Below are 20,882 nucleotides of genomic sequence, written 5' to 3' on the forward strand. Positions count from 1 at the left end.
GCCCCGGCAGTTGCCTGCCGGGGCTTTTCGATCAAACCGCTGCGCGAGGAGCGCCGCCGCCGCGACCGCGACCGCCCCGGCCGCGACCACCGCCGGCACCGCCGCCACCCGGACGACCGCCACCACCGGCACCGGCTTCACGCTGCGGCGGGCGTCCGCCACCCTGCCCTTCGCTGCGCTGCGGCTGACCGCCACGGGCCGGACCACCGCGACCATGCGCCGGCTTGGCACCATGGGCATGGGTCGCACGCGGACGCGCCGGGCCACGCTCGCTGGGCAGACGCTCGGGACGATCGGGAGCATAGGGCGCACGGCTCGCCTTGATCTGCGCGCTCTGTTCGAGGAAGTCGGCAGGCAGCGGCACGACATCGATCTTCTGCTTGGTCAGCCGCTCGATCCCCTTCAGGAACGGCCGCTCGTCATCGGCGCAGAAGCTGAACGCCACGCCCGACGCACCGGCACGCGCCGTGCGGCCAATGCGGTGGACATACTGCTCGGAAACGTTGGGCAGTTCGAAGTTCACGACATGGCTGACCCCCGACACGTCGATCCCGCGCGCGGCGATGTCGGTCGCGACCATGATCGGCACCGTGCCGTCGCGGAACGCGGCCAGCGCCTTCTCACGCTGCGGCTGCGACTTGTTGCCATGGATCGCGTTCGACGCGATGCCGTTGGCGGCCAGCAGCTTCACGACGCGGTCCGCCCCATGCTTGGTACGGGTGAACACCAGCGCGCGATCGATCTTCGTATTGCGGAAGAACATCGTCAGCAGCGCCTGCTTCTCGGTCTGCTGGACGTGGGTGACATATTGCTCGACACGCTCGGCGGTCGACGACACCGGCGTCACCGCGACGGTCGCCGGATCGGTCAGATACTTGTCGGCCAGTTCGCGGATATCCTTCGGCATGGTCGCCGAAAAGAACAGCGTCTGACGCGACTTGGGCACCATCGACACGATGCGGCGCAGCGCGTGGATGAAGCCGAGGTCGAGCATCTGGTCGGCTTCGTCGAGCACGAGGATCTCGAGTTCGCCAAGGCCCAGGCACTTCTGGTCGATCAGGTCGAGCAGACGGCCCGGCGTCGCGACGAGAATGTCGACACCCGCCGCCACGTCGCGGATGTTGCGCGGCACCGGCACGCCGCCGAACACGGTGGCGACGGTCAGCTTGCTGTGCTTGGCATAGGCGCGGGCATTGTCCGCGATCTGGCTGACCAGTTCGCGCGTCGGGGCCAGCACCAGCATGCGGCAGCGCATCGGGCGGCGACGGACATTGGCCTTCACCAGCAGATCGATCGACGGCAGCACGAACGCGGCGGTCTTGCCGGTACCCGTCTGGGCGATGCCCAGCAGGTCGCGCCCTTCGAGCACCAGCGGGATCGCGTCGCGCTGAATCGGGGTGGGGGTTTCGTAATTCTTGGCGGCGAGCGCGTCGAGAATCGACTTCGACAAGCCGAGTGACTGGAAGGTCATGATAGTTCCTGAAATAGGATCCGGCACCCGAAACGCAGCAAAGGCGCACGGGCAGCGGGCAAAAAATTGCGACCCGCGTGACTAGGGAAGCCGGTTGGAGCTGCGACGCGGAGCCGAGACCATATGGTCCGATCACGCTGCCTGAAAAAGCGTCGCTGCACTGCGGTAGATACGCGAGATGGCCGCATTGGTCAAGCCACGGTCCGTTTTGCCCGTTTTCGCTATGGCAACCCACGGATGAAGGCCGTACAGCCCGGATATGAACGATCTTTCCCCGTTCGGCGCGCCTACCGGCGGTCCTGTTGCCGCCGACCCGGTCGATAACCTGCCGCGCCGCCAGTTGCGGTTGCTGGGGGAAGCAGCCGACAAGATGCTGGCCGCCAACGACCCGGCTGCTATGGTCGAGGACCTGTTCGCGCTGATCGCCGACGAATTGCGGCTCGACGTGTTCTTCAATTATCGACTGGACGCCGATGGCCTCATGCTGGTCGCCCATGCCGGCTTGACCGAAGCCGAGGCCGCGGCCGGCAAACGGCTGGAGGTGGGACAGGCCGTGTGCGGTTATGCGGCGCAGGAACGCCGCCCGATCGAGGCATTCGCCGTGCAGGCCTCGGACGACCCGCTGACCGGCTTCGTCCGCGATCTCGGTATCGACGCCTATGCCTGTACCCCGCTGGTGCACGGATCGACGCTGCTTGGTACGCTCGGCTTCGGGCGGCGCTGGACCGACCGGTTCGATGCCGACGAACTCGCCTTTCTCCATACCGTCTGCCACTATGTCGCTCTCGCCAAATACCGGCTGAGGATCGAGGCCGAATTGCGGGAGGGGATCGCGATCCGCGAACGCCTGCTCGGCGAACTCAACCACCGCGTTCGGAACGCGCTGCAAACGGCGGTCGCCGTCGTCCGCCTGGGCGCGGCGGATACCAGCGACGTCACGGCAAAGGCCGCGCTGGCGGCCGCCGCCGGCCGGCTGGAAGTGCTCGCCGCCGCCCATCGCCCCCTCTACGCCGCCGACACGCCGACCCAGATCGATATCGCCGCGCTGCTGGATGCGATCACCGAACGTGGCGATGGCGAACCGATCGAGGTGACGACGCATGGTATAGCGTGCCTGCCGATCGAACAGGCCGTCGCCGTCGCGCTGCTGGTCCATACGATGCTGGACCCCGATCCCGAAGCGCTGACGGCGGTCATGATCGAGGTCGGTGAGGATGCCATGCACATCGCCCTGAACGGTCCGGTCATGGGCGTCGCCCATCCCACGCTCGACGATAGCCGTCTGGTGCGTGGCCTGTCGCGGCAGTTGCGGGCGACCGTCGCACGCAACGGGACCGACCGCCTCACCCTCTCCATCCCGGGACGCGCCCATGGCGAATAAGCTGCGGATCATGCTGGTCGAGGACGAAGCGATCGTCGCGATGCTGGTAGAGGATGCGCTGACGCTGCACGGTCATATCGTTACCGGCATCGCCGATACGCAGGCGAGCGCGCTGGCGCTGGCCGACGCCGACCGTCCCGATCTGGCGCTGTGCGACGTGCGGCTGGCGCAGGGCGATTCCGGCCGGACCGTCGCGGTCGCGCTGGCAGCGCGCGGCATTCCCTGCCTGTTCCTCAGCGGCAATTGCCCGGACGTGGCCGACCACCCGCTGATCCTCGGCTGCGTCGCCAAGCCATTCTACACCGCCGGCCTCGGCTATGCGATCGCGGCGGCGATGGCCCGCGTGCAGGGTCAGGTGCCGGAAAAGATCCCGAACGAGCTGCGCTTCTACGCGACCGTCGACTGAACCTGCCCATCGGCGACGTGGAACCGCGTCGCGTCGCGGGCGATACCGTCGAACAACCCGGCCTCGGTTCCGGTCAGCCACACCTGTCCCACCCCCGCCGCGCGCGCGAACAGCGCCGCGCGGCGTTCCGGATCGAGATGCGCCGCCACCTCGTCAAGCAACAGCACCGGCGGACGTCCGGCACGTTCGGCGACCAGTTCGGCATGGGCGAGGACCAGTCCCAGCAACAGCGCCTTCTGCTCGCCGGTCGAACAGCGCGCCGCCGCCTGTCCGCGGTCACGATCGGTGACGATCAGGTCGGCCCGGTGTGGCCCGCTCAGCGCCCGTCCCGCCGCCGCATCGCGCGCGCGCCCTGTCGCCAGTTCGCGCGCGAACAGTGCGGCGTCGCCGTGCCATCCCTCCACCGCCAGTGCGGCACGCGGGAAATCGGAGGCGGGCGTCTGTGCGATCCGCGCGTCGAGCATCGCCACAGATTCGGCCCGCGCCGCACCCAGCGCCACGCCATGTTCGACCATTCGTGCTTCCAACGCCGACAACCAGTCTGGATCGGGCATGGCGTCCTCCGCCAGCAGGCGGTTACGTTGGCGCATCGCCGCATCGTAGCGCGTCGCCTGCGTGGCGTGGCCGGGTAACAGAGCCAGCGTCATCCGGTCGAGGAACCGCCGTCGCTCGCCCGCCGGTTCGACGAACAGCCGGTCCATCGCCGGGGTCATCCACAGTACCGACAACCATTCGGCCAGCACCGTCGCCGATGCACCCGCCCCGTTCACGCGCACGATCCGCCGTTCGGGGGCATTGGCCTGCGTCCCCGTGCCCAGTCGCACATCGCCGGCCAGTTCGGCGGCGACGCCGAAACCGCCCGCCCCGCCCTCCCGCGCCATGTCCGACAGCGCGGCGCGGCGCAGGCCACGTCCGGGTGCCAGCAACGATACCGCTTCCAACACATTGGTCTTGCCCGCGCCATTGGGCCCGCTCAACACGACGAAGCCCGGTCCCGGTTCGAGTGTTGCCGCCGCATGATTGCGAAAGTCGGTCAGGGTCAGGCGGGTCAGCATCTGCGACCGACCGTTACCCGCGCGCCTCGCCCAACGGAACCCGCCATGGTTCCGGCCAGGTTATACGAACGCAACTTTCCGCGCCGCCGGGAATTGGGATTGTCAAATTACAACAGGGATACGCCATGACCCGCTTCGTTCTCGCGGCAGCCGCCGCCTTCGCTCTCACCGCCTGCGCATCGCAGACGCCGGAGCAGCAGCAGGCCGAACAGTTGCGCGATCAGGCCGATGCCGAAGCCGACGCGATCGAGGCCGCTGCCGAGAACCAGACGGCGCAGATGAAGGTAGAGGCCGAAGGCCTTCGCAATCAGGCGCAGCAGGCCGGCGGCTATGACGCTGAGCGGCTGAAGGTCCGCGCCGACGCGATGAAGGACGAGGCGAAGTTGGTCGAGGAACAGGCTGAAGCCCGTGCGAAGGCCGTGCGCGATGCCGGCGAAGCAAGGGCAAGCGCCGCGCTCGCCAAGTGAGGATGGCGTCGGCGCAAGTTCGCCAGTCTTCGTGATCGTGCTCCCGCAAAGGGGGCGCGACATTTTATGTCGATACCCGGTCGTTGCCAATTTCAGTTAGGACCCTTGCGCCGTAAAGGTCGCTATCCCCCGACGCTAAATCCCCTGCAAACCCTGCTCTTTCAGCCGCTTCTGCGCGGCGTGATATGCGATGGGTTCCGGGATATTCAGTCGGCGCCGGGCGGTGTCGAGCGGCTCGGCCAGTAACGCCTCATAGGCCTCGGCATGCAGCCAGCGTGCGCGGCGGCCGTTGCGATACCCTTCCCACACCGCCTTCGCGAAGGACCGCTCGCCGGTGACGCGGAGCGACTTCAACGCTGCGCCCAACCCGATCGCCGCCCAGCCCAGTCCGCCAGTCTGCGCATAGGAAAAGGCGACGAGGCATGCTTCACCCAGATGCTCTTCGGCGGTGTAGCCGGTCAGGATGTGCCAGATATCATGGACATCGCGCTCGCGCCGACCGAACCACGCGACCGGATGCTGTGCGTCCTGCCAGCCCTCGCCATCGGCATAGCTGATCTCGGCCAATCCCTGCGCGGAGAAGCCGGTACGGTCGAGGAACGCGCGATAGTGCGCACCGACGCTACCGTCGGGCAGGCCATCGATCCATGTCCGGTCGGAGAACCGCGTGGTCAGTTCGACATGATCGAACGCGATCCGTCCGCCACCCGGTTCGGCCAGCAATCGCACGTAATTGCGGTGGCTGGTATCCGCATTCAGCGCCCGCATGATACGAAACACCTGTACCGTGTCGTTACCATCGGCCAGCAACCGCCTGAGCGCCGCCCACGCCGTACCCCAGTCGCGGCGCACCGGTTGCACCGTTTCCATTTCCCGCGTGGCCATGCCCGCCTCCGTTACTTACAGCTATGTAAGTATTTGCAGGCCTCGACGCGGTCAAGCCTCTCACGGACCGCGGAACGTCGCACCGAATGACCTCACGGCATCCGCAACGCATCCAACGCCGCCGTCGCGGCGCAAGGCATCAACTCGCAGCCGGCCTCATGCGCTGGCGGCTGTCGGCAATCTGCGGGGTGCCGCGTTCGCACGACGCGCTGATGACCGGATAGGAAAGGTCGGTGCTGCGCGCCAGCATCGCCGGTACCGCTGCCTGACATTCCGCCACCGACTGATAACTTATCGGGGCGATCCGTTCGCGGTTGCACGTCGCGCCATCGTCGCCGCAGCCAAGGATTGCCATGATGTAGACCAGAGGTGCCATCGTTCGTCTCCCTGATGCGATTCAATTCCTCGACGCGCCGCTTGTTCCGACGAAGCGTTGCGCCGGCGCGTCCGATTCCCCAAATGGCGCTTGCAATGCCCCCTGATACCTCAACCGCCTCCGGCCCGACCCGGCCGATGCTGGCGACGCTCCGCCGATTCCTCCCCTATCTGTGGCCTGCCGGGGCCACGGGCCTGAAGGTGCGCATTGTCGCGGCGCTGGCGCTGGTCGTCGCGTCGAAGGTCGTGCAGGTTCGCGGCGCGCCGTTCGCGTTGCAGGGCGCGATCGATACGATGGGAGCCGGATCACGCGACGCGCTGTGGCTGGTCGTGGCGCTGGTCGCGGGCTACGCCGCCGCGCGCTTTGCCGGCACCCTGTTCGACAATCTGCGCAACGTCGTGTTCGAACGCGTCGGACAGGACGCGACGCGGCGGCTGGCGGCGTCGGTGTTCCGCCACCTCCATGCTCTGTCGCTGCGCTTCCATCTCGAACGACGTACCGGCGCGGTAACCAAGGTCGTCGAGCGCGGCACCAAGAGCATCGACACGATGCTGTACTTCCTGCTGTTCAACATCGCGCCGACGATCCTCGAACTCGGGTTGGTACTGTGGATCTTCGGCACGCGGTTCGGCAGCTGGCTGGTCATCGGCACGGTGGCGATGGTCGTGTTCTACATCGCCTTCACCCGTTGGGTCACCGACTGGCGGTCGTCCTTACGCGAACGGATGAACGATCTCGACACCGGCGCGGTCGCGCACGCGGTCGATTCGCTCCTGAATTTCGAGACGGTAAAGTATTTCGGCGCCGAGGAGCGCGAGGCGGCACGCTATGACCGCGCCGTCGCCGGCTATGCCGAGGCCGCCGTGAAGTCGGAAAACTCGCTGGCGCTGCTCAACATCGGACAGGCGCTGATTACCGCGCTGATGCTGGGCGGCGGCATGGCGCTGATCGTCTTCGGCTGGGCGCGTGGACAGTTTTCGGCGGGCGACGTCGTGCTGGTATCGACGCTGTTGACGCAGTTGTTCCGCCCGCTCGACCTGCTCGGCATGGTCTATCGTACCGTCCGTCAGGGCGTGGTCGACATGGGTGCGATGTTCGACCTGATCGATACGCCGGCCGAAGTCGTCGATGCTCCCGGCGCACCGGCGCTGACCGTCAGCAAGGGTCATGTCCGGTTCGAAGGGGTCGGATTCGGCTATGGCGACGGCCGCACGATCCTGAACGGGATCGACCTCGACATTCCGCCGGGCACGACGCTGGCGGTGGTCGGGCCATCGGGCGCGGGCAAGTCGACGCTCGCGCGATTGCTGTTCCGCTTCTACGATCCGACCGCCGGGCGCATCACCATCGACGGACAGGATATCGCCGCCGTATCGCAGGCGTCGCTGCGCAGCGCGATCGGCATCGTGCCGCAGGACACGGTGCTGTTCAACGACACGATCGGTTACAACGTCGCTTATGGTCGTGCCGATGCGACCGCCGACGATGTCGCGCGGGCGGCACAGGGTGCGTCGATCGCGGGCTTCATCGCCAGCCTGCCACAAGGGTTCGACACCCGCGTCGGCGAGCGCGGCCTGAAACTGTCGGGCGGCGAGAAACAGCGTGTCGCGATCGCCCGGACGCTGCTGAAAAATCCGCCGGTGCTGATCCTCGACGAAGCCACCAGCGCGCTCGACAGCCGGACCGAGGCCGACATCCTCGCCACACTGGAAGCGATCGAACGCGGTCGCACGACCATCGTCATCGCCCACCGCCTGTCGACCGTGGTCCACGCCGACCGCATCGTGGTGCTGGAGGGCGGCCGCGTGGTCGAAAGCGGTGCGCATGGCGAGTTGCTCCGCGCCGGCGGCACCTACGCCGAAATGTGGACACGGCAAGCGGCCGAACGGGAGGCGGCGCTGGCCGAGGCCTGAAAGGTTCAGGGCGTATCCGATGGACACTCCCCGGCGCCCAAGCGTATCGCCCGGGGCCAAGCGGGAGAGCGACCGATGAACGACAAGCTGAAAAAGGCGGTTACGACCACGGCACTGGTCGGGGGCGGCCTTGCGCTATGGACCGCACTCGCCGCCAGCGCGTCGGAAGCACTGGTGCCGGCGGACGGGGATTTCGTCGACGTGCCCGGCGGGCGGCTCCATTATGTCGATACCGGCGGCGACGGTCCGGTGATGGTGATGCTGCATGGCCTGTACGGACAGCTGCGCAACTTTTCCTATGCGCTCACCGCCGAACTGGCCAATCACCGGCTGATCCTCGTCGACCGGCCCGGTTGGGGCCATAGCAGCGTCGATGGCAGCCAGCCGCCGATCGAGGAACAGGCGCGCATGGTCGCCGATCTGATCGACGCGCTGGGCCTAGATCGGCCGTTGCTGGTCGGTCACTCGATGGGTGGCGCTGTCGCGCTTGCCTTTGCGCTGAACCATTCCGGCAAGATCCGTGGCGTTGCGCTGATCGCGCCGCTGACCCAGCCGATGGACCATATCCCGCCGATCTTCCGGGGCAAGGCACCGCCCGCCGCGCTGCGCGGGCTGGCCGCATGGACGGTCGGGGTGCCGTTGACGACGCTGACCGGACCCGCCGTCGCGAGGCATGTCTTTGCGCCCGATGCGGTGCCGATGGACTTTGGTACGCGTGGCGGCGGCCTCGTCGCGCTCCGACCGTCGAGCTTTCAGGCCGGCGCGTTCGAAATCGACGACGCCAATCGCGCGGTGTCGGCCATGGCGACGCGCTACGGATCGATCGGCCTGCCGGTCGCGATCCTGTATGGCAGGGACGACCAACTGCTCGACCCGCAGCAACAGGGCGCCCGCACCGCCGCGATGATCCCCGGCGCGACGCTGACCAACATCGCGGGCGGACACATGATCCCGGTGACCCACCCGCGCGAAACCGCCGACTGGCTGCGAACGGCAACGATTGCGTGAAGGTGCTGCTGCTGGCGATGCTGCTCGGCGGCTGCACCACCCCCTATGGCGACGGGATGGGTGACATTCTGCGCGGGCAGGGCATCGCCGCGCGCGAGCCCGAGTACGACGTCCCCTATGTCCCGACGCCCGAACCGGTCGTCGACGCGATGCTGGCGATGGCACAGGTCGGGCCGAACGACATCGTCATCGACCTCGGGTCGGGCGATGGCCGCATTCCCCTTGCCGCCGCCCGGCTGGGTGCCCGCGCCAGCGGGATCGAGATCGATGCGGCCCTGGTCGAACGCGCCCGGCGCAACGCCGCGCTCTACACGCTCACCGACCGCGCCCGCTTCATCCGCGCCAATCTGTTCGACGTGCCACTGCGCGACGCCAATGTCGTGACGATGTACCTGTTGTCGAAGATCAACCTCGCACTCCGCCCGCGCCTGTTGACCGAATTACGGCCGGGTACGCGCATCGTAACCCATGCGTTCGACATGGGCGAATGGCGCGCGGATGAAGAGCGGCTGGTCGCCGATCGCCGGGTGTTCCTGTGGATCGTCCCTGCCGTTGCGGGTGGCGATTGGCTGACGACCCTGCCTGATGGGCGCGAGGTGCCGCTGCACCTCGACCAGCGGTTTCAGGACGTCACCGGCACGCTCGGCAATGCCGAGATCACTGGCACCCTGCGTGGCACCGCGATCCGCTTCGCCGCGGCCGGACGCAGCTACACCGGCACGATCGGCGAAGCGACGATCACCGGCGATGGCTGGCGCGCAACGCGAGTCCGTTAACCCTCGACGCTGCGACCCTGCATCCCTAGGTGGAGGGCAATGGCGCTCGACCCGATCCCCGTATTGCAATCGACCTTCGGCTTTCCCGACTTCCGCGGTGTCCAGCGGCAGGTGGTCGACCGCGTCCTCGCCGGACAGCGCACGCTGGCGGTGATGCCGACCGGCGCGGGCAAGTCGCTGACCTATCAGCTGCCCGCCACGATGCTGAACGGGACCTGCGTCGTCGTCTCGCCGCTGATCGCACTGATGCACGACCAGTTGCGCGCGGCGACCGCGGTCGGCATCCGCGCCGCAACGCTGACCAGCGCCGACGACAATCGTGCCGAGACGCGCGGCCGGTTTCTGGATGGTGAGCTCGACCTGCTCTATGTCGCGCCCGAGCGGGCATCGGGCAGCGATTTCCGCGACCTGCTGTCGCGCGGGAACCTTGCGCTGTTCGCGATCGACGAAGCGCATTGCGTCAGCGAATGGGGCCACGACTTCCGCCCCGATTACCGGCTGCTCCGTCCGCTGTTCGACCAGTTTCCCGACGTGCCCCGACTGGCGCTCACCGCCACCGCCGATGCGCATACTCGTGCCGACATCCTTGAACAGCTCGGCATACCGCACGACGGGTTGATCGTCGCCGGCTTCGACCGGCCCAACATCCGCTATCACATCACCCCGCGCGATCAGGGCACGCGCCAGATCGCCGACATCATCGCCGCCACCCCCGGCCCCGGCATCGTCTATGTCCAGTCGCGCGCCGGGACCGAACGGTTGGCGGAGGCGCTGGCCAAGACCGGGCGTCCGGTCCGCGTCTATCATGCCGGGCTCGATTCCGCCGTGCGCCAGCGCAACCAGCATGATTTCGTCGCGTCCGAGGACATGGTGATGGTCGCTACCATCGCCTTCGGGATGGGGATAGACAAGCCCGACGTACGCTTCGTCGCGCATGCCGGACTGCCGAAATCGATCGAGGCCTATTATCAGGAGACCGGCCGAGCCGGGCGCGACGGCGATCCGGCGGTCGCGCATCTGTTCTGGGGGGCCGACGACTTCGCCCGCGCGCGCCAGCGGATCGGCGAGGTCGAACCGGCGCGCCAACCCGGCGAGCGGCAGCGGCTGAACGCGCTGGGCGCATTGGTCGAAACCGCGGGGTGTCGCCGTGCGATCCTGCTGCGCCATTTCGGCGAGTCGCCGCCCGAATATTGCGGCAATTGCGACAACTGCCTCACGCCGCCCAACGCGATCGACGCGACGCAGGTCGCGCAGAAATATCTGTCGGCAGTATTTCGCACCGGCATGATGTTCGGCGCGACCTATATCGAACAGGTGCTGACCGGCCAGTCGACCGAACGCAGCATGACCAACGGCCACGAAAACCTGTCGGTGTGGAACATCGTCGACGGCGACGAGACCGCACTGCTGAAGCCGGTCGGACGCGCGCTGCAACTGCGCGATGCGCTGCGCGCCAACGACCATGGCGGGCTGGAATTCGGCCCCGCCGCGCGCGGACTGTTGAAGGGCGGCGATACGCTGTCGCTGATCGTGCCGCCCAAGCGCGAGCGGCGGCGGCGCGGCAGCGGCACGGCTACTCCCAACCCGACCGGCGATCCGCTGTTCGAGGCGTTGCGCGCCAAACGCCGCGAACTGGCGCAGGAAGCCGGCGTGCCGCCCTATGTCATCTTTCACGACTCGGTCCTGCGCGACATGGCGACCGACCGGCCGCAGACGATCGGCGGGATGCGGCGCATCACCGGCATCGGTGAGAAGAAGCTGCAGGCGTATGGCGACGCGTTTCTCTCGGTAGTCAAGCAACACTGATCCTCTCCGTGCCGGGGAGGATTTGCGTCGTTCCGGTGGCGACGCTATCGTCCCTCCCTATGCAAATCCGCCGTATCGACGACCGCATCTCGGTCAGCCCGCAGATCACCGCCGACGACGTCGCCACGCTGAAGGCGCAGGGCTTCACCACCATCGTCAACAATCGCCCCGATGCCGAGGAAGCGGACCAGCCGGGCGGCGATACCATCGCCAAGGCGGCGGCGGCGGCCGGCCTCGCCTATCACGCGATCCCGATCACCCATGCCGGGTTCAGCCACCCGCAACTCGACGCCATGGCGGACGTGCTGGAACAGGCCGACGGTCCGATCCTCGCCTATTGCCGCTCGGGCACGCGATCCTGCAATCTGTGGGCGCTTGCCAGTGCCAAGGGCGGCCGCGACTCGGCCGAACTGATCGCAGCGGGCGGTACGGCGGGCTATGACCTGTCGGGCATCCGACCCATGCTGGACGCGCTTTCCAAAGGTTAAGTCGCGGGTACCTTAACGTACGTAACCACATCGGTTCAGGTGCTTAACCAAATCGCAACGGCCAATGCCCCATCCCTCTGTCCGTACCAACAGGGGTTATCGATATGGGCATTGGTCTGGACGGCGCCCGCTTTCTCCAGGAAAGCCGGGCAGAAGAAGCACAGCGCAGCACCGGCGCGGCGTGGTTCGAACTTGGCATCTGCTATTCGAGCGGAACCGGCGGCGCGGTGATCGATCTGGTCGAAGCGCACAAATGGTTCAACCTTGCCGCGATGTCGGGGCTGGAGGACGCACAGCATTGGCGCGCGGAAATCGCATGCGACATGACGCCGCGTCAGATCGCCGATGCGCAGAAAGCCGCCCGCGCCTTCCTGCGGACCGAAACCCGCCCGAACTGACCCGCTTGGCGGCCGGATGCACCGGCCGCCAAGCGGATCGGAACCCTATCCACCGCGTCCGATCCGAACGCCATCCCGGCGTGCCGGGACGATGTTCGTCGCGACCGGATCAGGGTCAGTCCGCCGCCTTTTTCGGTGCGGCTTTTTTCGGTGCGGCCTTTTTGGCAGCAGGTTTTTTCGCCGCCGGCTTGGCATCATCCTTTGCCGCCGCCTTCTTCGGTGCCGCCTTCTTGGCCACCGGCTTCTTCTTGCCCTTGGCCGGCGCCGCCGCCGCACGCTCGTCGATCAGTTGCGCCGCTTCTTCGAGCGTCAGCGCACCCGGTTCGATCGACTTCGGGATCGTCGCGTTGGTCGTGCCGTCGGTGACATACGGGCCATAGCGCCCTTCCATCAGCTTGATCTCGGCCTCGGTACGCGGATGCGCGCCCAGCACCTTCAGCGGCTCCTTCGCCGCGCCGCGCGCGGGACGTCCGCCGCCCGCCGCCGCCTCGGCCAGCTTGACCACCGCCGCGTTCATGCCGGTTTCGAACACGTCCGCCGTCGTCTGCAACCGCGCATATTTGCCGGCATGCTTGAGATACGGGCCATAGCGCCCGATCGCCGCCTCGATCGGCTCACCCGTTTCCGGATGGTTGCCGATGGTGCGCGGCAGGCTGAGCAGCTTGAGCGCCCATTCAAGGTTCAGTTCGCCAATATCCTTCGGGATCGACGCGCGCTTGGCATCCTTGCCCTCGCCAAGCTGGATATAGGGACCGAAACGACCCGATTTCCGTTCGACTTCCAGTCCGGTTTCCGGGTCCTTGCCCAGTCCTTCGGGACCGGCGTCGCCGCCTTCCTCACCGCCCGGCTGCGCGAAGCGGCGGGTATATTTGCATTCGGGGTAGTTGGAGCAGGCGATGAACGCGCCGAACTTGCCGCCGCGCAGCGCCAGCCGCCCCTCCCCGCAATTCGGGCACAGGCGCGGATCGCTGCCATCGGCCTTGTCGGGGAACAGATAGCTGCCGAGGAATATGTCCAGCTCGGCGGTGATCGCGCTCGGCTGCTGCTCCATCACCTCCGACGTGCGTGGCTTGAAATCGCGCCAGAACGCTTCGAGCACCGCCTGCCATTCGGCACGCCCGCCCGACACGTCGTCCAGTTCCTCTTCCAGCTCGGCGGTGAAGTCGTAGCCGACATATTTCTCGAAGAACCGTTCGAGGAACGCGGTCAGCAACCGCCCGGTCTCCTCGGCGAAGAACCGGTTCTTCTCGACGCGGACATAGCCGCGATCCTTCAGCACCTGGATGATCGAGGCATAGGTCGACGGCCGCCCGATCCCCAGTTCCTCCAGCCGCTTGACCAGCGACGCTTCGGAGAAACGCGGCGGCGGCTGGGTGAAATGCTGTTCGGCGACGACGTCCTTCTTGGCCGGGCTGTCGCCCGAGCGGAGCAGCGGCAAACGGCGCGAATCCTCGTCGGCCGCGTCGTCGCGCCCTTCCTCGTACAGCGCGAGGTATCCCGGGAAGAGCACGACCTGTCCGGTCGCGCGCAGCCCGGTCTGACCGGTCTGGTCCTCCAGCTCGACGGCGGTCCGCTCCATCCGCGCCGACGCCATCTGGCTGGCCAGCGCCCGCTTCCAGATCAGGTCGTACAGGCGGCCATGATCGCCCGACCCGGCACGATCCTTCGAAAAATCGGTCGGGCGAATCGCCTCGTGCGCTTCCTGCGCATTCTTGGCCTTGGTCTGATACTGACGCGGCTTGTCGGGGACGTAGCTGCCGTCATAGCGGTTGGCGATGGCACCGCGCGCGGCATCGATCGCCGATCCGTCCATCTGCACACCGTCGGTCCGCATGTACGTGATCGCGCCGTCCTCATAGAGCGACTGCGCCACCCGCATCGTATGGCTGGCCGAAAAGCCCAGCTTGCGCGCCGCTTCCTGTTGCAGCGTCGAGGTGGTGAACGGGGGCGGCGGATTGCGCGTCGCGGGCTTCGTTTCGACATTGGTGACGGTGAAGCGGCCATCGACCACCGCCGACTTCGCGACCTCGGCCGATCCGGCGTCGCCCAGCGACAGCTTGTCGAGCTTCTTGCCCTTCAGTTTGACGAGGCGCGCGTCGAACGGCGTGCCGTCGGCCTCCATCTTGGCGACGACCGACCAATATTCCTGCGCGACGAACGTCTCGATCTCGCGCTCGCGCTGGACCAGCAGGCGCAGCGCGACCGACTGGACGCGTCCCGCCGATTTCGCGCCGGGCAGCTTGCGCCACAGCACCGGCGACAGGGTGAACCCGACCAGATAGTCGAGCGCACGGCGCGCCCGATACGCATCGATCAGGTCGGTATCCAGCTGACGCGGGGCCTTCATCGCGGCGAGGATCGCCGGCTTGGTGATCGCGTTGAACGTGACCCGCTCGACCTCCTTGGGCAGGGCGCGGCGCTTTTTCAGCACCTCCTGCACATGCCAGCTGATCGCCTCGCCCTCGCGATCGGGATCGGTGGCGAGGATCAGGCGATCGGCAGTCTTGGCCAGATCGGTGATCGCCTTCAGCTGCTTCGTCTTGTCGGCATATGTCTCCCAATCCATCGCGAAGCCGTCGTCGGGGTTCACCGACCCGTCCTTGGGCGGCAGGTCGCGGACATGGCCGTAGGAGGCGAGGACGCGGTAGTCGGACCCCAGATATTTTTCGATGGTCTTCGCCTTGGCGGGCGATTCGACGATGACAAGCTGCATGATGTGACGGTCGGTCCTTGTGCGTACGTACGCGAGAGTGGAGAGCGCCGGGGGGTGGCGTCAAGTCGGCGGATGCAGGTGACGGATCGCGGTTACGCTTTGATGGCAGGTCGTTACCCCAGGCTGACCCGCCCGCCGGCATGGCGGTCGAGCCGCCCGGCCAGTTCGAGTTCGAGCAGCACCGTCTGCACCACCGTCGTCGGGCATCCCGATTGCCGCACCAGTTCGTCGACCGCCACCGGCACCGGGCCGAGCAGTCCGGTGATCCGCGTCCGGTCGCCGTCGCTGGCATCGGTCGCCGCCGGTTCGCCGACATAGCGCCCGCCCGGTGCCCGCACCGCCCGCGCATCGATCGGGCGGAGCATTTCGGCCACGTCGGCCGCGTTCTGCACGAGCGTAGCGCCCTCCCGAATCAGCGAATTGCATCCCTGCGCCCGCGGATCGAGCGGCGATCCCGGCACCGCCATCACCTCACGCCCCGCCTCCCCCGCCAGCCGGGCGGTGATGAGCGACCCCGATCGCGGTGCCGCCTCGACCACCACCGTGCCCAGCGCCAGCCCGGCGATGATCCGGTTGCGCGACGGGAAATGGCGGGCGAGCGGCTGCGTGCCCGGCGGCTGTTCGGCGATGAGCAACCCGCGAGTCGCCACCTCCTCCTGCAAGCCGGCATTTTCGGGCGGGAACACGACGTCGATGCCGCTGGCGATGACCCCGATCGTCGCATGGCCGATCGCGCCCTGATGCACCGCCGTGTCGATGCCGCGTGCCAGTCCCGACACCACGCAATATCCCGCCGCGCCCAGTTCCTCCGCCAAGCCCCGCGCGAACCGGCAGGCCGCCGCCGATGCGTTGCGGGCACCCACCATCGCGACGCACGGCCGCGCCAGCAGCGACAGGTCGCCGCGCACGATCAGCGCGGGCGGCGCACTGTCCAGTTCGGCCAGCAACGCGGGATAGTCGGGATCGCCGAGCAGCAGAAACCGCCCGCCGAGCGCACGCACCGTCGCGATCTCCCGCCGCACCGCGCCTTCGTCGGCCAGCACCGGCGCCCTGCCGCCCCCGCGCGCCGCCAGCATCGGCAACGCATCGATCGCCGCCGCCGCATCGCCATAGCGATCGATCAACGCCCGGAACGTGACCGGTCCGATATTCGCCGACCGGATCAGCCGCAGCGCCGCGAAGCGGGCCGCTTGCGGCTCATTCACGCTTGCGGCCGATCCTCGGCTCTGTCCCGGCGACCAGTCGTTCGATATTTTCGCGATGCTTCCACAGCACGATCAGCGCGAGGCCGAGGAACAGGATCACGAGATCGAACCGCCCGGCCCATGCCGCCGCGATCGGCGCGGCGACCGCCGCCGCCATGCCCGCGACCGACGAAATGCGAACCGTCGCCAGCAACCCCAGCCACATGATCGCATAGGCCAGTCCGGCGATCGGGCAGAGCGCGACGACGACACCCATCATCGTCGCCACCCCTTTGCCGCCGCGAAAACGCAGCCACAGCGGATAGCAATGCCCGATGAACGCCGCCGCACCGGCGATCGGTTCCTCGCCCGGAAACAGCGCCGCGACGATCCACACCGCCGCTGCCCCCTTCAACAGGTCGAGCAGCAGCGTCGCCGCCGCCAGCCCCTTGCGTCCGGTACGCAGCACGTTGGTCGCGCCGATATTGCCCGACCCGATCGTGCGCAGGTCGCCGGCACCGGCGCTGCGGGTCAGCAGGATGCCCCATGGAATCGATCCCAGCACATAGCCGATCAGCAACGCCGCCGCCGGCGGGATCCAGAGTATTTCGCTCGGCAGGATAGCCCCCTGAACTTGCCGTCTGTCGCATGGAGGGTAAGGGGTTCGGCGACGGCATGCAACGCGGCCGGATACGCCAAGGGGAGTATGCCCGGTGATGGGCCAGACGACGCAACCGATCCTGTTCTTCGATTCGGGCGTCGGCGGCCTGTCGGTGGTCGCGCCGACGCTGGCGCTGCTGCCGACCGCGCCGATCGTCTACGCCGCCGACTCGGCCGGTTTTCCCTATGGCACCCGGACCGAGGCGGAGATCGCGGCGCGGGTGCCGGCGCTGCTCGGGCGGCTGGTCGAGCGGTATCGCCCGCGCCTCGTCGTGATCGCATGCAACACCGCATCGACCATCGCGCTGCCGGTGGTGCGTGCCGCGCTCGACGTGCCGGTGGTCGGCACGGTGCCCGCGGTCAAGGTCGCGGCGGAACTGTCGCGCAGTCGCGTCATCGGCGTGCTCGGGACACAGGCGACGGTGCGCCAGCCCTATGTCGACGGCCTTGCCGCGCGCTTTGCCGGCGACTGCACCGTGCTGCGCCATGGATCGGCGGCACTGGTCGAACTGGCCGAGGGGGCGCTGGCCGGCGACGCACCGTCACTCGACCGGATCGCGACTGAACTTGCGGGGCTGTTTTTGCAGGAACGGGGCGACCGGATCGACGTCATCGTCAACGCCTGCACCCATTTCCCCTTACTTGAGGCCGACATGATCGCGGTCGCGCCCGCTGGCGTCCGCTTCGTCGACGGCGGCCCCGGCATCGCCCGCCGCATCGCGACGCTGACGGCGGGACAGCCCTTTCCCGAAGCGCCGGTACCCGGACGACTCGTCTTCACCCGACTGGGCGAGCGCGAACGGGCGATCGCCGCGACGCTGGCCCCGCGCGGGTTCGCGTCGGTCGAAGCGCTTTGAGCTTTTGGTCACGAACGCCGACGCTGAGACAAAATGTCCAAGGGGGTCGATCAGGGTAACCGCTTTTATCCGCTGGAAACGCGACCGCGCAACAGGTACACCCGCGCCCCATGAGCATCGACGCAGTTCCGGCCCGCTCGGTCGATTACAACCGTGTCTTCGCACAGGCGATCGACCGCCTGCACGAGGAAGGGCGCTACCGCGTCTTCATCGACATCCTGCGCAACAAGGGGCAGTTCCCCAATGCGCGGTGCTTCGCCGGGCATAACGGGCCGAAGCCGATCACCGTCTGGTGCTCGAACGACTATCTGGCGATGGGCCAGCATCCCGCGGTCATCGCGGCGATGGAAGAAGCGCTGCATGACGTCGGTGCCGGCTCGGGCGGCACCCGCAACATCGGCGGCAACACGCATTATCACATCGACCTCGAAACCGAGCTCGCCGACCTGCACGACAAGGAAGCGGCGCTGCTGTTCACCAGCGGCTATGTCTCGAACGAGGCGACGCTGTCGACCATCGCCCGCATCCTGCCGGGCTGCATCATTTTTTCGGACGAGCTGAACCACGCGTCGATGATCGCGGGCATCCGGCATTCGGGCTGTGAAAAGCGGGTGTTCCGCCACAACGACCTCGCCCATCTCGAACATCTGTTGGCCGCCGAAGACCCGTCGGTGCCCAAGCTGATCGCGTTCGAAAGCGTCTATTCGATGGATGGCGACGTCGCCCCGATCCACGCGATCTGCGACCTCGCCGACAAATATAACGCGCTGACCTATCTCGACGAAGTCCATGCGGTCGGCATGTATGGCGCGCGCGGCGGAGGTATTTCCGAACGCGATGACGCGGCATCACGGCTGACGATCGTCGAGGGAACGCTGGGCAAGGCATTCGGGGTGATGGGCGGCTATATCGCCGCCGATCGCACCGTGATCGACGTGATCCGCTCCTATGCGCCGGGCTTCATCTTCACGACCAGCCTGTCGCCGGTGCTGGTCGCCGGGGCATTGGCCAGCGTCCGCCACCTCAAAGGCTCGACTGCCGAGCGTGAGGGGCAGCAGGCGGCGGCCGCGACGCTCAAGACGCTGTTCGCCGATGCCGGGCTGCCGGTGATGGACACGACCACGCATATCGTGCCGCTGATGGTCGGCGACCCGGTAAAGGCCAAGCGGATCAGCGACATCCTGCTGCGTGAATACGGCGTCTATGTTCAGCCGATCAATTATCCGACCGTCCCGCGCGGCACCGAACGGCTGCGCTTCACGCCGGGGCCAGCGCACGATACGGCCATGATGCAGGAACTGACCGCTGCGCTGGTCGAGATCTGGGGCCGGCTGGAACTGCGCAAGGCAGCCTGAGCGGCGGTCCCGGCGGATCAGCGGCAAACCGGCGCTGTTCCATTGCGCCGGTATCGCTTCGCCTCGAACCTATGGCTGCGCCAATAGTCCGGTGAGCAGCGTCAGCACCGCCAGTCCGACCGACAGCGGCAGGCGCAGCTTCATCCACCACGCCGGTACATGCCCTGCACGCACCAGCGCCATGTCGACCAGCAGCGATCCGAGCAGCCCTGCCGCCACGATCGCCGATGCCGACAGGACCGACGCGAACAGGACCGCGCCAGCGACCAGCGCGACCAGCGTCGGCACCACCGCGATGCCCAGCCACAGCGTCAGCGCCGCGCCGGCCACCCGCGCCGACACCGCGCCCCACCACATCCCGCCCAGAAAGCTCAGGATCAGCGCCGAATAGAATAGCGCCAGCGCCAGCATCATGCCGCCCTTGGCCGGATCGATCAGCCGTACCGCAACCGCGACGATCGGCGGCAAGAGCCCGGCATAGCCCAGCAGCAACGCGGCAATCGGCGGACGGACGACCGGGGCAGCATCGATCCCGTCAGCCACGGCAATATCCCTCGCCCGGCTTGACCGTCAGACAATCTGTCTTGCCCGCCAGCCATTTCAGCCCGGTCGCATCACCGTTGCTCGGTCGCAGCAACAGCGTCTCGCCACCGCGTTCGAACCGGATGCCTTCCGGTGTGACCGTGCCGACGAAATTGCCCTTGTTGTCGAGGTCATATTGCATTTCGAGCTTCACATCGCCCTGCGCCGGATCGCTGACGACCAGATAGGTGCCTTCGACGCCGACCCAGCGACCGAGATACTGGCTCGCTCCCGGTGCCGCGGTATTGCTGGTGGTCGGGGTTGGCGTGGGGGTCGGCGATGGTGCCGGCGTCGGCGCCTTCGGCGCGGGCAGCGGCGTGGCGGCGCTGTTTTCGATCGCGGCCTGTGTCGCGGCACCTTCGCTGCGCCGTTCCGATGCGCCGCATGCGCTTAGTGCAAGTGCCGCGACGATGATCGTTCCACGCATCCTTGCCATCCCTTTCGCCTTTCCCAATGACCTCAGCCTAGCGCCCGGCCATCCCGACGGCTAGAAGCGGCCCATGGCCCGTATCGCAATCGCATCCGACCACGCCGCCCTAGGGCTCAAGGCAGAACTCGTCACTTGGTTGCACGACCAGGGGCATGAAGTCGCCGATCTCGGCCCCGACGGGCCGGCCAGCGTCGATTATCCCGACTATGGCTACAAGCTGGCACAAGTAGTTAGCGGCAAGGATGCCGATTTCGGCGTCGCCTTGTGCGGATCAGGCATCGGCATTTCGATCGCGGTCAATCGCGTCGCCGCATGCCGCTGTGCGCTGGTGTCCGAACCCCTGTCGGCGGCACTGGCGCGCGAACATAACGACGCCAACGTCATCGCAATGGGCGCACGGCTGGTCGGCAGCGAAATGGCGAAGGCGTGTCTGGCCGCCTTCCTCTCCACCCCGTTCGGCGGCGCCCGCCATCAGCGCCGCGTCGACAAGCTGGGTACTCCTCCGGCGTAAGCAGAAGAATTGGGTTCACGCGAAGGCGCGGAGACGCGGAGGGCGTGCGCGGCCCCCGCTCGCGCCGGCGAGCCTTCTGTTCACCTCGCAACCGGGCTGCAAAGGATCGCTGCGTGATAGGTGTCCGCGTGCACGACGCTTTCGCGTCTCCGCGCCTTTG

General features: G+C 67.4%; 21 protein-coding genes. 12 read left to right on the forward strand and 9 right to left on the reverse strand.

The genetic code is table 11. The annotated features are described in order from the left end of the window. Positions 1–31: 31 nt before the first annotated feature. Positions 32–1,471 (reverse strand): DEAD/DEAH box helicase, encoded by a 1,440-nt coding sequence (locus tag ASE90_RS14665; RefSeq protein WP_056002172.1) that lies wholly within the window; start codon positions 1,469–1,471, stop codon positions 32–34. A gap of 259 nt (positions 1,472–1,730) precedes the next feature. Between ASE90_RS14665 and ASE90_RS14670 the strand changes: the two genes are divergently transcribed. Both ASE90_RS14670 and ASE90_RS14675 read left to right on the forward strand, forming a co-directional pair. Further along, entirely contained in the window at positions 1,731–2,852 is a 1,122-nt protein-coding gene (locus ASE90_RS14670; RefSeq protein ID WP_056002174.1) for a GAF domain-containing protein, read from the forward strand. After that, the gene (locus ASE90_RS14675) at positions 2,842–3,258 is read left to right on the forward strand and encodes a response regulator (protein WP_056002178.1); all 417 of its coding nucleotides are present in this window, start codon (positions 2,842–2,844) and stop codon (positions 3,256–3,258) included. Before ASE90_RS14670 ends, ASE90_RS14675 begins: the two co-directional genes overlap by 11 nt. Here the strand turns inward: ASE90_RS14675 and recF are convergent. Further along, entirely contained in the window at positions 3,240–4,313 is a 1,074-nt protein-coding gene (gene recF, locus ASE90_RS14680) for a DNA replication/repair protein RecF (RefSeq protein WP_056002181.1), read from the reverse strand. The two genes, ASE90_RS14675 and recF, sit on opposite strands and share 19 nt — an antisense overlap. A gap of 125 nt (positions 4,314–4,438) precedes the next feature. Between recF and ASE90_RS14685 the strand changes: the two genes are divergently transcribed. After that, entirely contained in the window at positions 4,439–4,780 is a 342-nt protein-coding gene (locus tag ASE90_RS14685) for a hypothetical protein (protein WP_056002184.1), read from the forward strand. Between the two features lie 135 nt (positions 4,781–4,915). On the opposite strand, the gene ASE90_RS14690 is transcribed toward ASE90_RS14685, so the two are convergent. Together ASE90_RS14690 and ASE90_RS14695 are read right to left on the reverse strand one after the other, a co-directional pair. Beyond that, entirely contained in the window at positions 4,916–5,665 is a 750-nt protein-coding gene (locus tag ASE90_RS14690) for a Coq4 family protein (RefSeq protein ID WP_056002187.1), read from the reverse strand. A gap of 139 nt (positions 5,666–5,804) precedes the next feature. Next, positions 5,805–6,041 carry a hypothetical protein gene (locus tag ASE90_RS14695; protein ID WP_082449833.1) on the reverse strand — a complete coding sequence of 79 codons (237 nt, stop codon included), beginning with the start codon at positions 6,039–6,041 and terminating at the stop codon, positions 5,805–5,807. 95 nt (positions 6,042–6,136) lie between these two features. On the opposite strand from ASE90_RS14695, the gene ASE90_RS14700 reads away from it, so the two are divergent. From ASE90_RS14700 to ASE90_RS14725, 6 genes are all read left to right on the forward strand, one after another. Continuing rightward, positions 6,137–7,954, forward strand: a complete 1,818-nt coding sequence (locus ASE90_RS14700; protein WP_056625253.1) for an ABCB family ABC transporter ATP-binding protein/permease — start codon at positions 6,137–6,139, stop codon at positions 7,952–7,954. Between the two features lie 75 nt (positions 7,955–8,029). Continuing rightward, positions 8,030–8,962 carry an alpha/beta fold hydrolase gene (locus ASE90_RS14705; RefSeq protein WP_056002196.1) on the forward strand — a complete coding sequence of 311 codons (933 nt, stop codon included), beginning with the start codon at positions 8,030–8,032 and terminating at the stop codon, positions 8,960–8,962. Then, positions 8,959–9,738, forward strand: coding sequence for a class I SAM-dependent methyltransferase (locus ASE90_RS14710; RefSeq protein WP_056002199.1), 780 nt, complete (start codon positions 8,959–8,961; stop codon positions 9,736–9,738). The genes ASE90_RS14705 and ASE90_RS14710 overlap by 4 nt, the downstream gene beginning before the upstream one ends. Positions 9,739–9,777: 39 nt before the next feature. Beyond that, complete coding sequence (gene recQ / locus ASE90_RS14715; RefSeq protein ID WP_056002202.1) at positions 9,778–11,544, forward strand: DNA helicase RecQ; 1,767 nt, start codon at positions 9,778–9,780, stop codon at positions 11,542–11,544. A 59-nt stretch (positions 11,545–11,603) separates the two neighbouring features. Beyond that, a complete protein-coding gene (locus ASE90_RS14720; RefSeq protein ID WP_056002205.1) occupies positions 11,604–12,032 on the forward strand; it encodes a TIGR01244 family sulfur transferase in 429 nt (142 codons plus the stop codon). A 104-nt stretch (positions 12,033–12,136) separates the two neighbouring features. After that, positions 12,137–12,430, forward strand: a complete 294-nt coding sequence (locus ASE90_RS14725) for an SEL1-like repeat protein (RefSeq protein WP_056002208.1) — start codon at positions 12,137–12,139, stop codon at positions 12,428–12,430. 115 nt (positions 12,431–12,545) lie between these two features. Here ASE90_RS14725 and topA read toward each other — a convergent pair whose 3' ends face one another. The 3 genes from topA to plsY form a co-directional block, all read right to left on the reverse strand. Further along, positions 12,546–15,143, reverse strand: coding sequence for a type I DNA topoisomerase (gene topA / locus ASE90_RS14730; protein ID WP_056002210.1), 2,598 nt, complete (start codon positions 15,141–15,143; stop codon positions 12,546–12,548). Positions 15,144–15,256: 113 nt separating this feature from the next. Beyond that, positions 15,257–16,348, reverse strand: coding sequence for a DNA-processing protein DprA (dprA, locus tag ASE90_RS14735; RefSeq protein WP_056002213.1), 1,092 nt, complete (start codon positions 16,346–16,348; stop codon positions 15,257–15,259). After that, positions 16,341–16,907, reverse strand: a complete 567-nt coding sequence (gene plsY, locus ASE90_RS14740; RefSeq protein WP_321163789.1) for a glycerol-3-phosphate 1-O-acyltransferase PlsY — start codon at positions 16,905–16,907, stop codon at positions 16,341–16,343. Before plsY ends, dprA begins: the two co-directional genes overlap by 8 nt. A gap of 136 nt (positions 16,908–17,043) precedes the next feature. Between plsY and murI the strand changes: the two genes are divergently transcribed. Together murI and hemA are read left to right on the forward strand one after the other, a co-directional pair. Then, positions 17,044–17,844 (forward strand): glutamate racemase, encoded by an 801-nt coding sequence (gene murI, locus ASE90_RS14745; protein ID WP_056002219.1) that lies wholly within the window; start codon positions 17,044–17,046, stop codon positions 17,842–17,844. A 110-nt stretch (positions 17,845–17,954) separates the two neighbouring features. Further along, complete coding sequence (gene hemA / locus ASE90_RS14750; RefSeq protein ID WP_056002222.1) at positions 17,955–19,199, forward strand: 5-aminolevulinate synthase; 1,245 nt, start codon at positions 17,955–17,957, stop codon at positions 19,197–19,199. 69 nt (positions 19,200–19,268) lie between these two features. On the opposite strand, the gene ASE90_RS14755 is transcribed toward hemA, so the two are convergent. Beyond that, positions 19,269–19,742, reverse strand: a complete 474-nt coding sequence (locus ASE90_RS14755) for a DUF3429 domain-containing protein (protein WP_056002225.1) — start codon at positions 19,740–19,742, stop codon at positions 19,269–19,271. Continuing rightward, a complete protein-coding gene (locus tag ASE90_RS14760; RefSeq protein WP_156361597.1) occupies positions 19,735–20,208 on the reverse strand; it encodes a hypothetical protein in 474 nt (157 codons plus the stop codon). The genes ASE90_RS14755 and ASE90_RS14760 overlap by 8 nt, the downstream gene beginning before the upstream one ends. 73 nt (positions 20,209–20,281) lie before the next feature. On the opposite strand from ASE90_RS14760, the gene rpiB reads away from it, so the two are divergent. Further along, on the forward strand, positions 20,282–20,722 hold the full coding sequence (gene rpiB / locus ASE90_RS14765) for a ribose 5-phosphate isomerase B (protein WP_056002228.1): 441 nt from the start codon (positions 20,282–20,284) through the stop codon (positions 20,720–20,722). Positions 20,723–20,882: the final 160 nt, after the last annotated feature.

This window comes from Sphingomonas sp. Leaf67 (assembly GCF_001421965.1).
In the GTDB taxonomy this organism is placed as follows: Bacteria; Pseudomonadota; Alphaproteobacteria; order Sphingomonadales; family Sphingomonadaceae; genus Sphingomonas.

What these genes read in the sequence shown, in the direction of transcription:
- ASE90_RS14670 (WP_056002174.1), top strand. Translation starts at nt 1,731, where the DNA reads ATGAACGATCTTTCCCCGTTCGGCGCGCCTACCGGCGGTCCTGTTGCC.
- rpiB (WP_056002228.1), top strand. Translation starts at nt 20,282, where the DNA reads ATGGCCCGTATCGCAATCGCATCCGACCACGCCGCCCTAGGGCTCAAG.
- ASE90_RS14685 (WP_056002184.1), top strand. Translation starts at nt 4,439, where the DNA reads ATGACCCGCTTCGTTCTCGCGGCAGCCGCCGCCTTCGCTCTCACCGCC.
- murI (WP_056002219.1), top strand. Translation starts at nt 17,044, where the DNA reads ATGGGCCAGACGACGCAACCGATCCTGTTCTTCGATTCGGGCGTCGGC.
- topA (WP_056002210.1), bottom strand. Translation starts at nt 15,143, where the DNA reads ATGCAGCTTGTCATCGTCGAATCGCCCGCCAAGGCGAAGACCATCGAA.
- recF (WP_056002181.1), bottom strand. Translation starts at nt 4,313, where the DNA reads ATGCTGACCCGCCTGACCCTGACCGACTTTCGCAATCATGCGGCGGCA.
- ASE90_RS14665 (WP_056002172.1), bottom strand. Translation starts at nt 1,471, where the DNA reads ATGACCTTCCAGTCACTCGGCTTGTCGAAGTCGATTCTCGACGCGCTC.
- ASE90_RS14690 (WP_056002187.1), bottom strand. Translation starts at nt 5,665, where the DNA reads ATGGCCACGCGGGAAATGGAAACGGTGCAACCGGTGCGCCGCGACTGG.
- ASE90_RS14675 (WP_056002178.1), top strand. Translation starts at nt 2,842, where the DNA reads ATGGCGAATAAGCTGCGGATCATGCTGGTCGAGGACGAAGCGATCGTC.
- ASE90_RS14705 (WP_056002196.1), top strand. Translation starts at nt 8,030, where the DNA reads ATGAACGACAAGCTGAAAAAGGCGGTTACGACCACGGCACTGGTCGGG.
- ASE90_RS14760 (WP_156361597.1), bottom strand. Translation starts at nt 20,208, where the DNA reads ATGCGTGGAACGATCATCGTCGCGGCACTTGCACTAAGCGCATGCGGC.
- ASE90_RS14700 (WP_056625253.1), top strand. Translation starts at nt 6,137, where the DNA reads ATGCCCCCTGATACCTCAACCGCCTCCGGCCCGACCCGGCCGATGCTG.
- hemA (WP_056002222.1), top strand. Translation starts at nt 17,955, where the DNA reads ATGAGCATCGACGCAGTTCCGGCCCGCTCGGTCGATTACAACCGTGTC.
- recQ (WP_056002202.1), top strand. Translation starts at nt 9,778, where the DNA reads ATGGCGCTCGACCCGATCCCCGTATTGCAATCGACCTTCGGCTTTCCC.
- ASE90_RS14695 (WP_082449833.1), bottom strand. Translation starts at nt 6,041, where the DNA reads ATGGCACCTCTGGTCTACATCATGGCAATCCTTGGCTGCGGCGACGAT.
- ASE90_RS14720 (WP_056002205.1), top strand. Translation starts at nt 11,604, where the DNA reads ATGCAAATCCGCCGTATCGACGACCGCATCTCGGTCAGCCCGCAGATC.
- ASE90_RS14725 (WP_056002208.1), top strand. Translation starts at nt 12,137, where the DNA reads ATGGGCATTGGTCTGGACGGCGCCCGCTTTCTCCAGGAAAGCCGGGCA.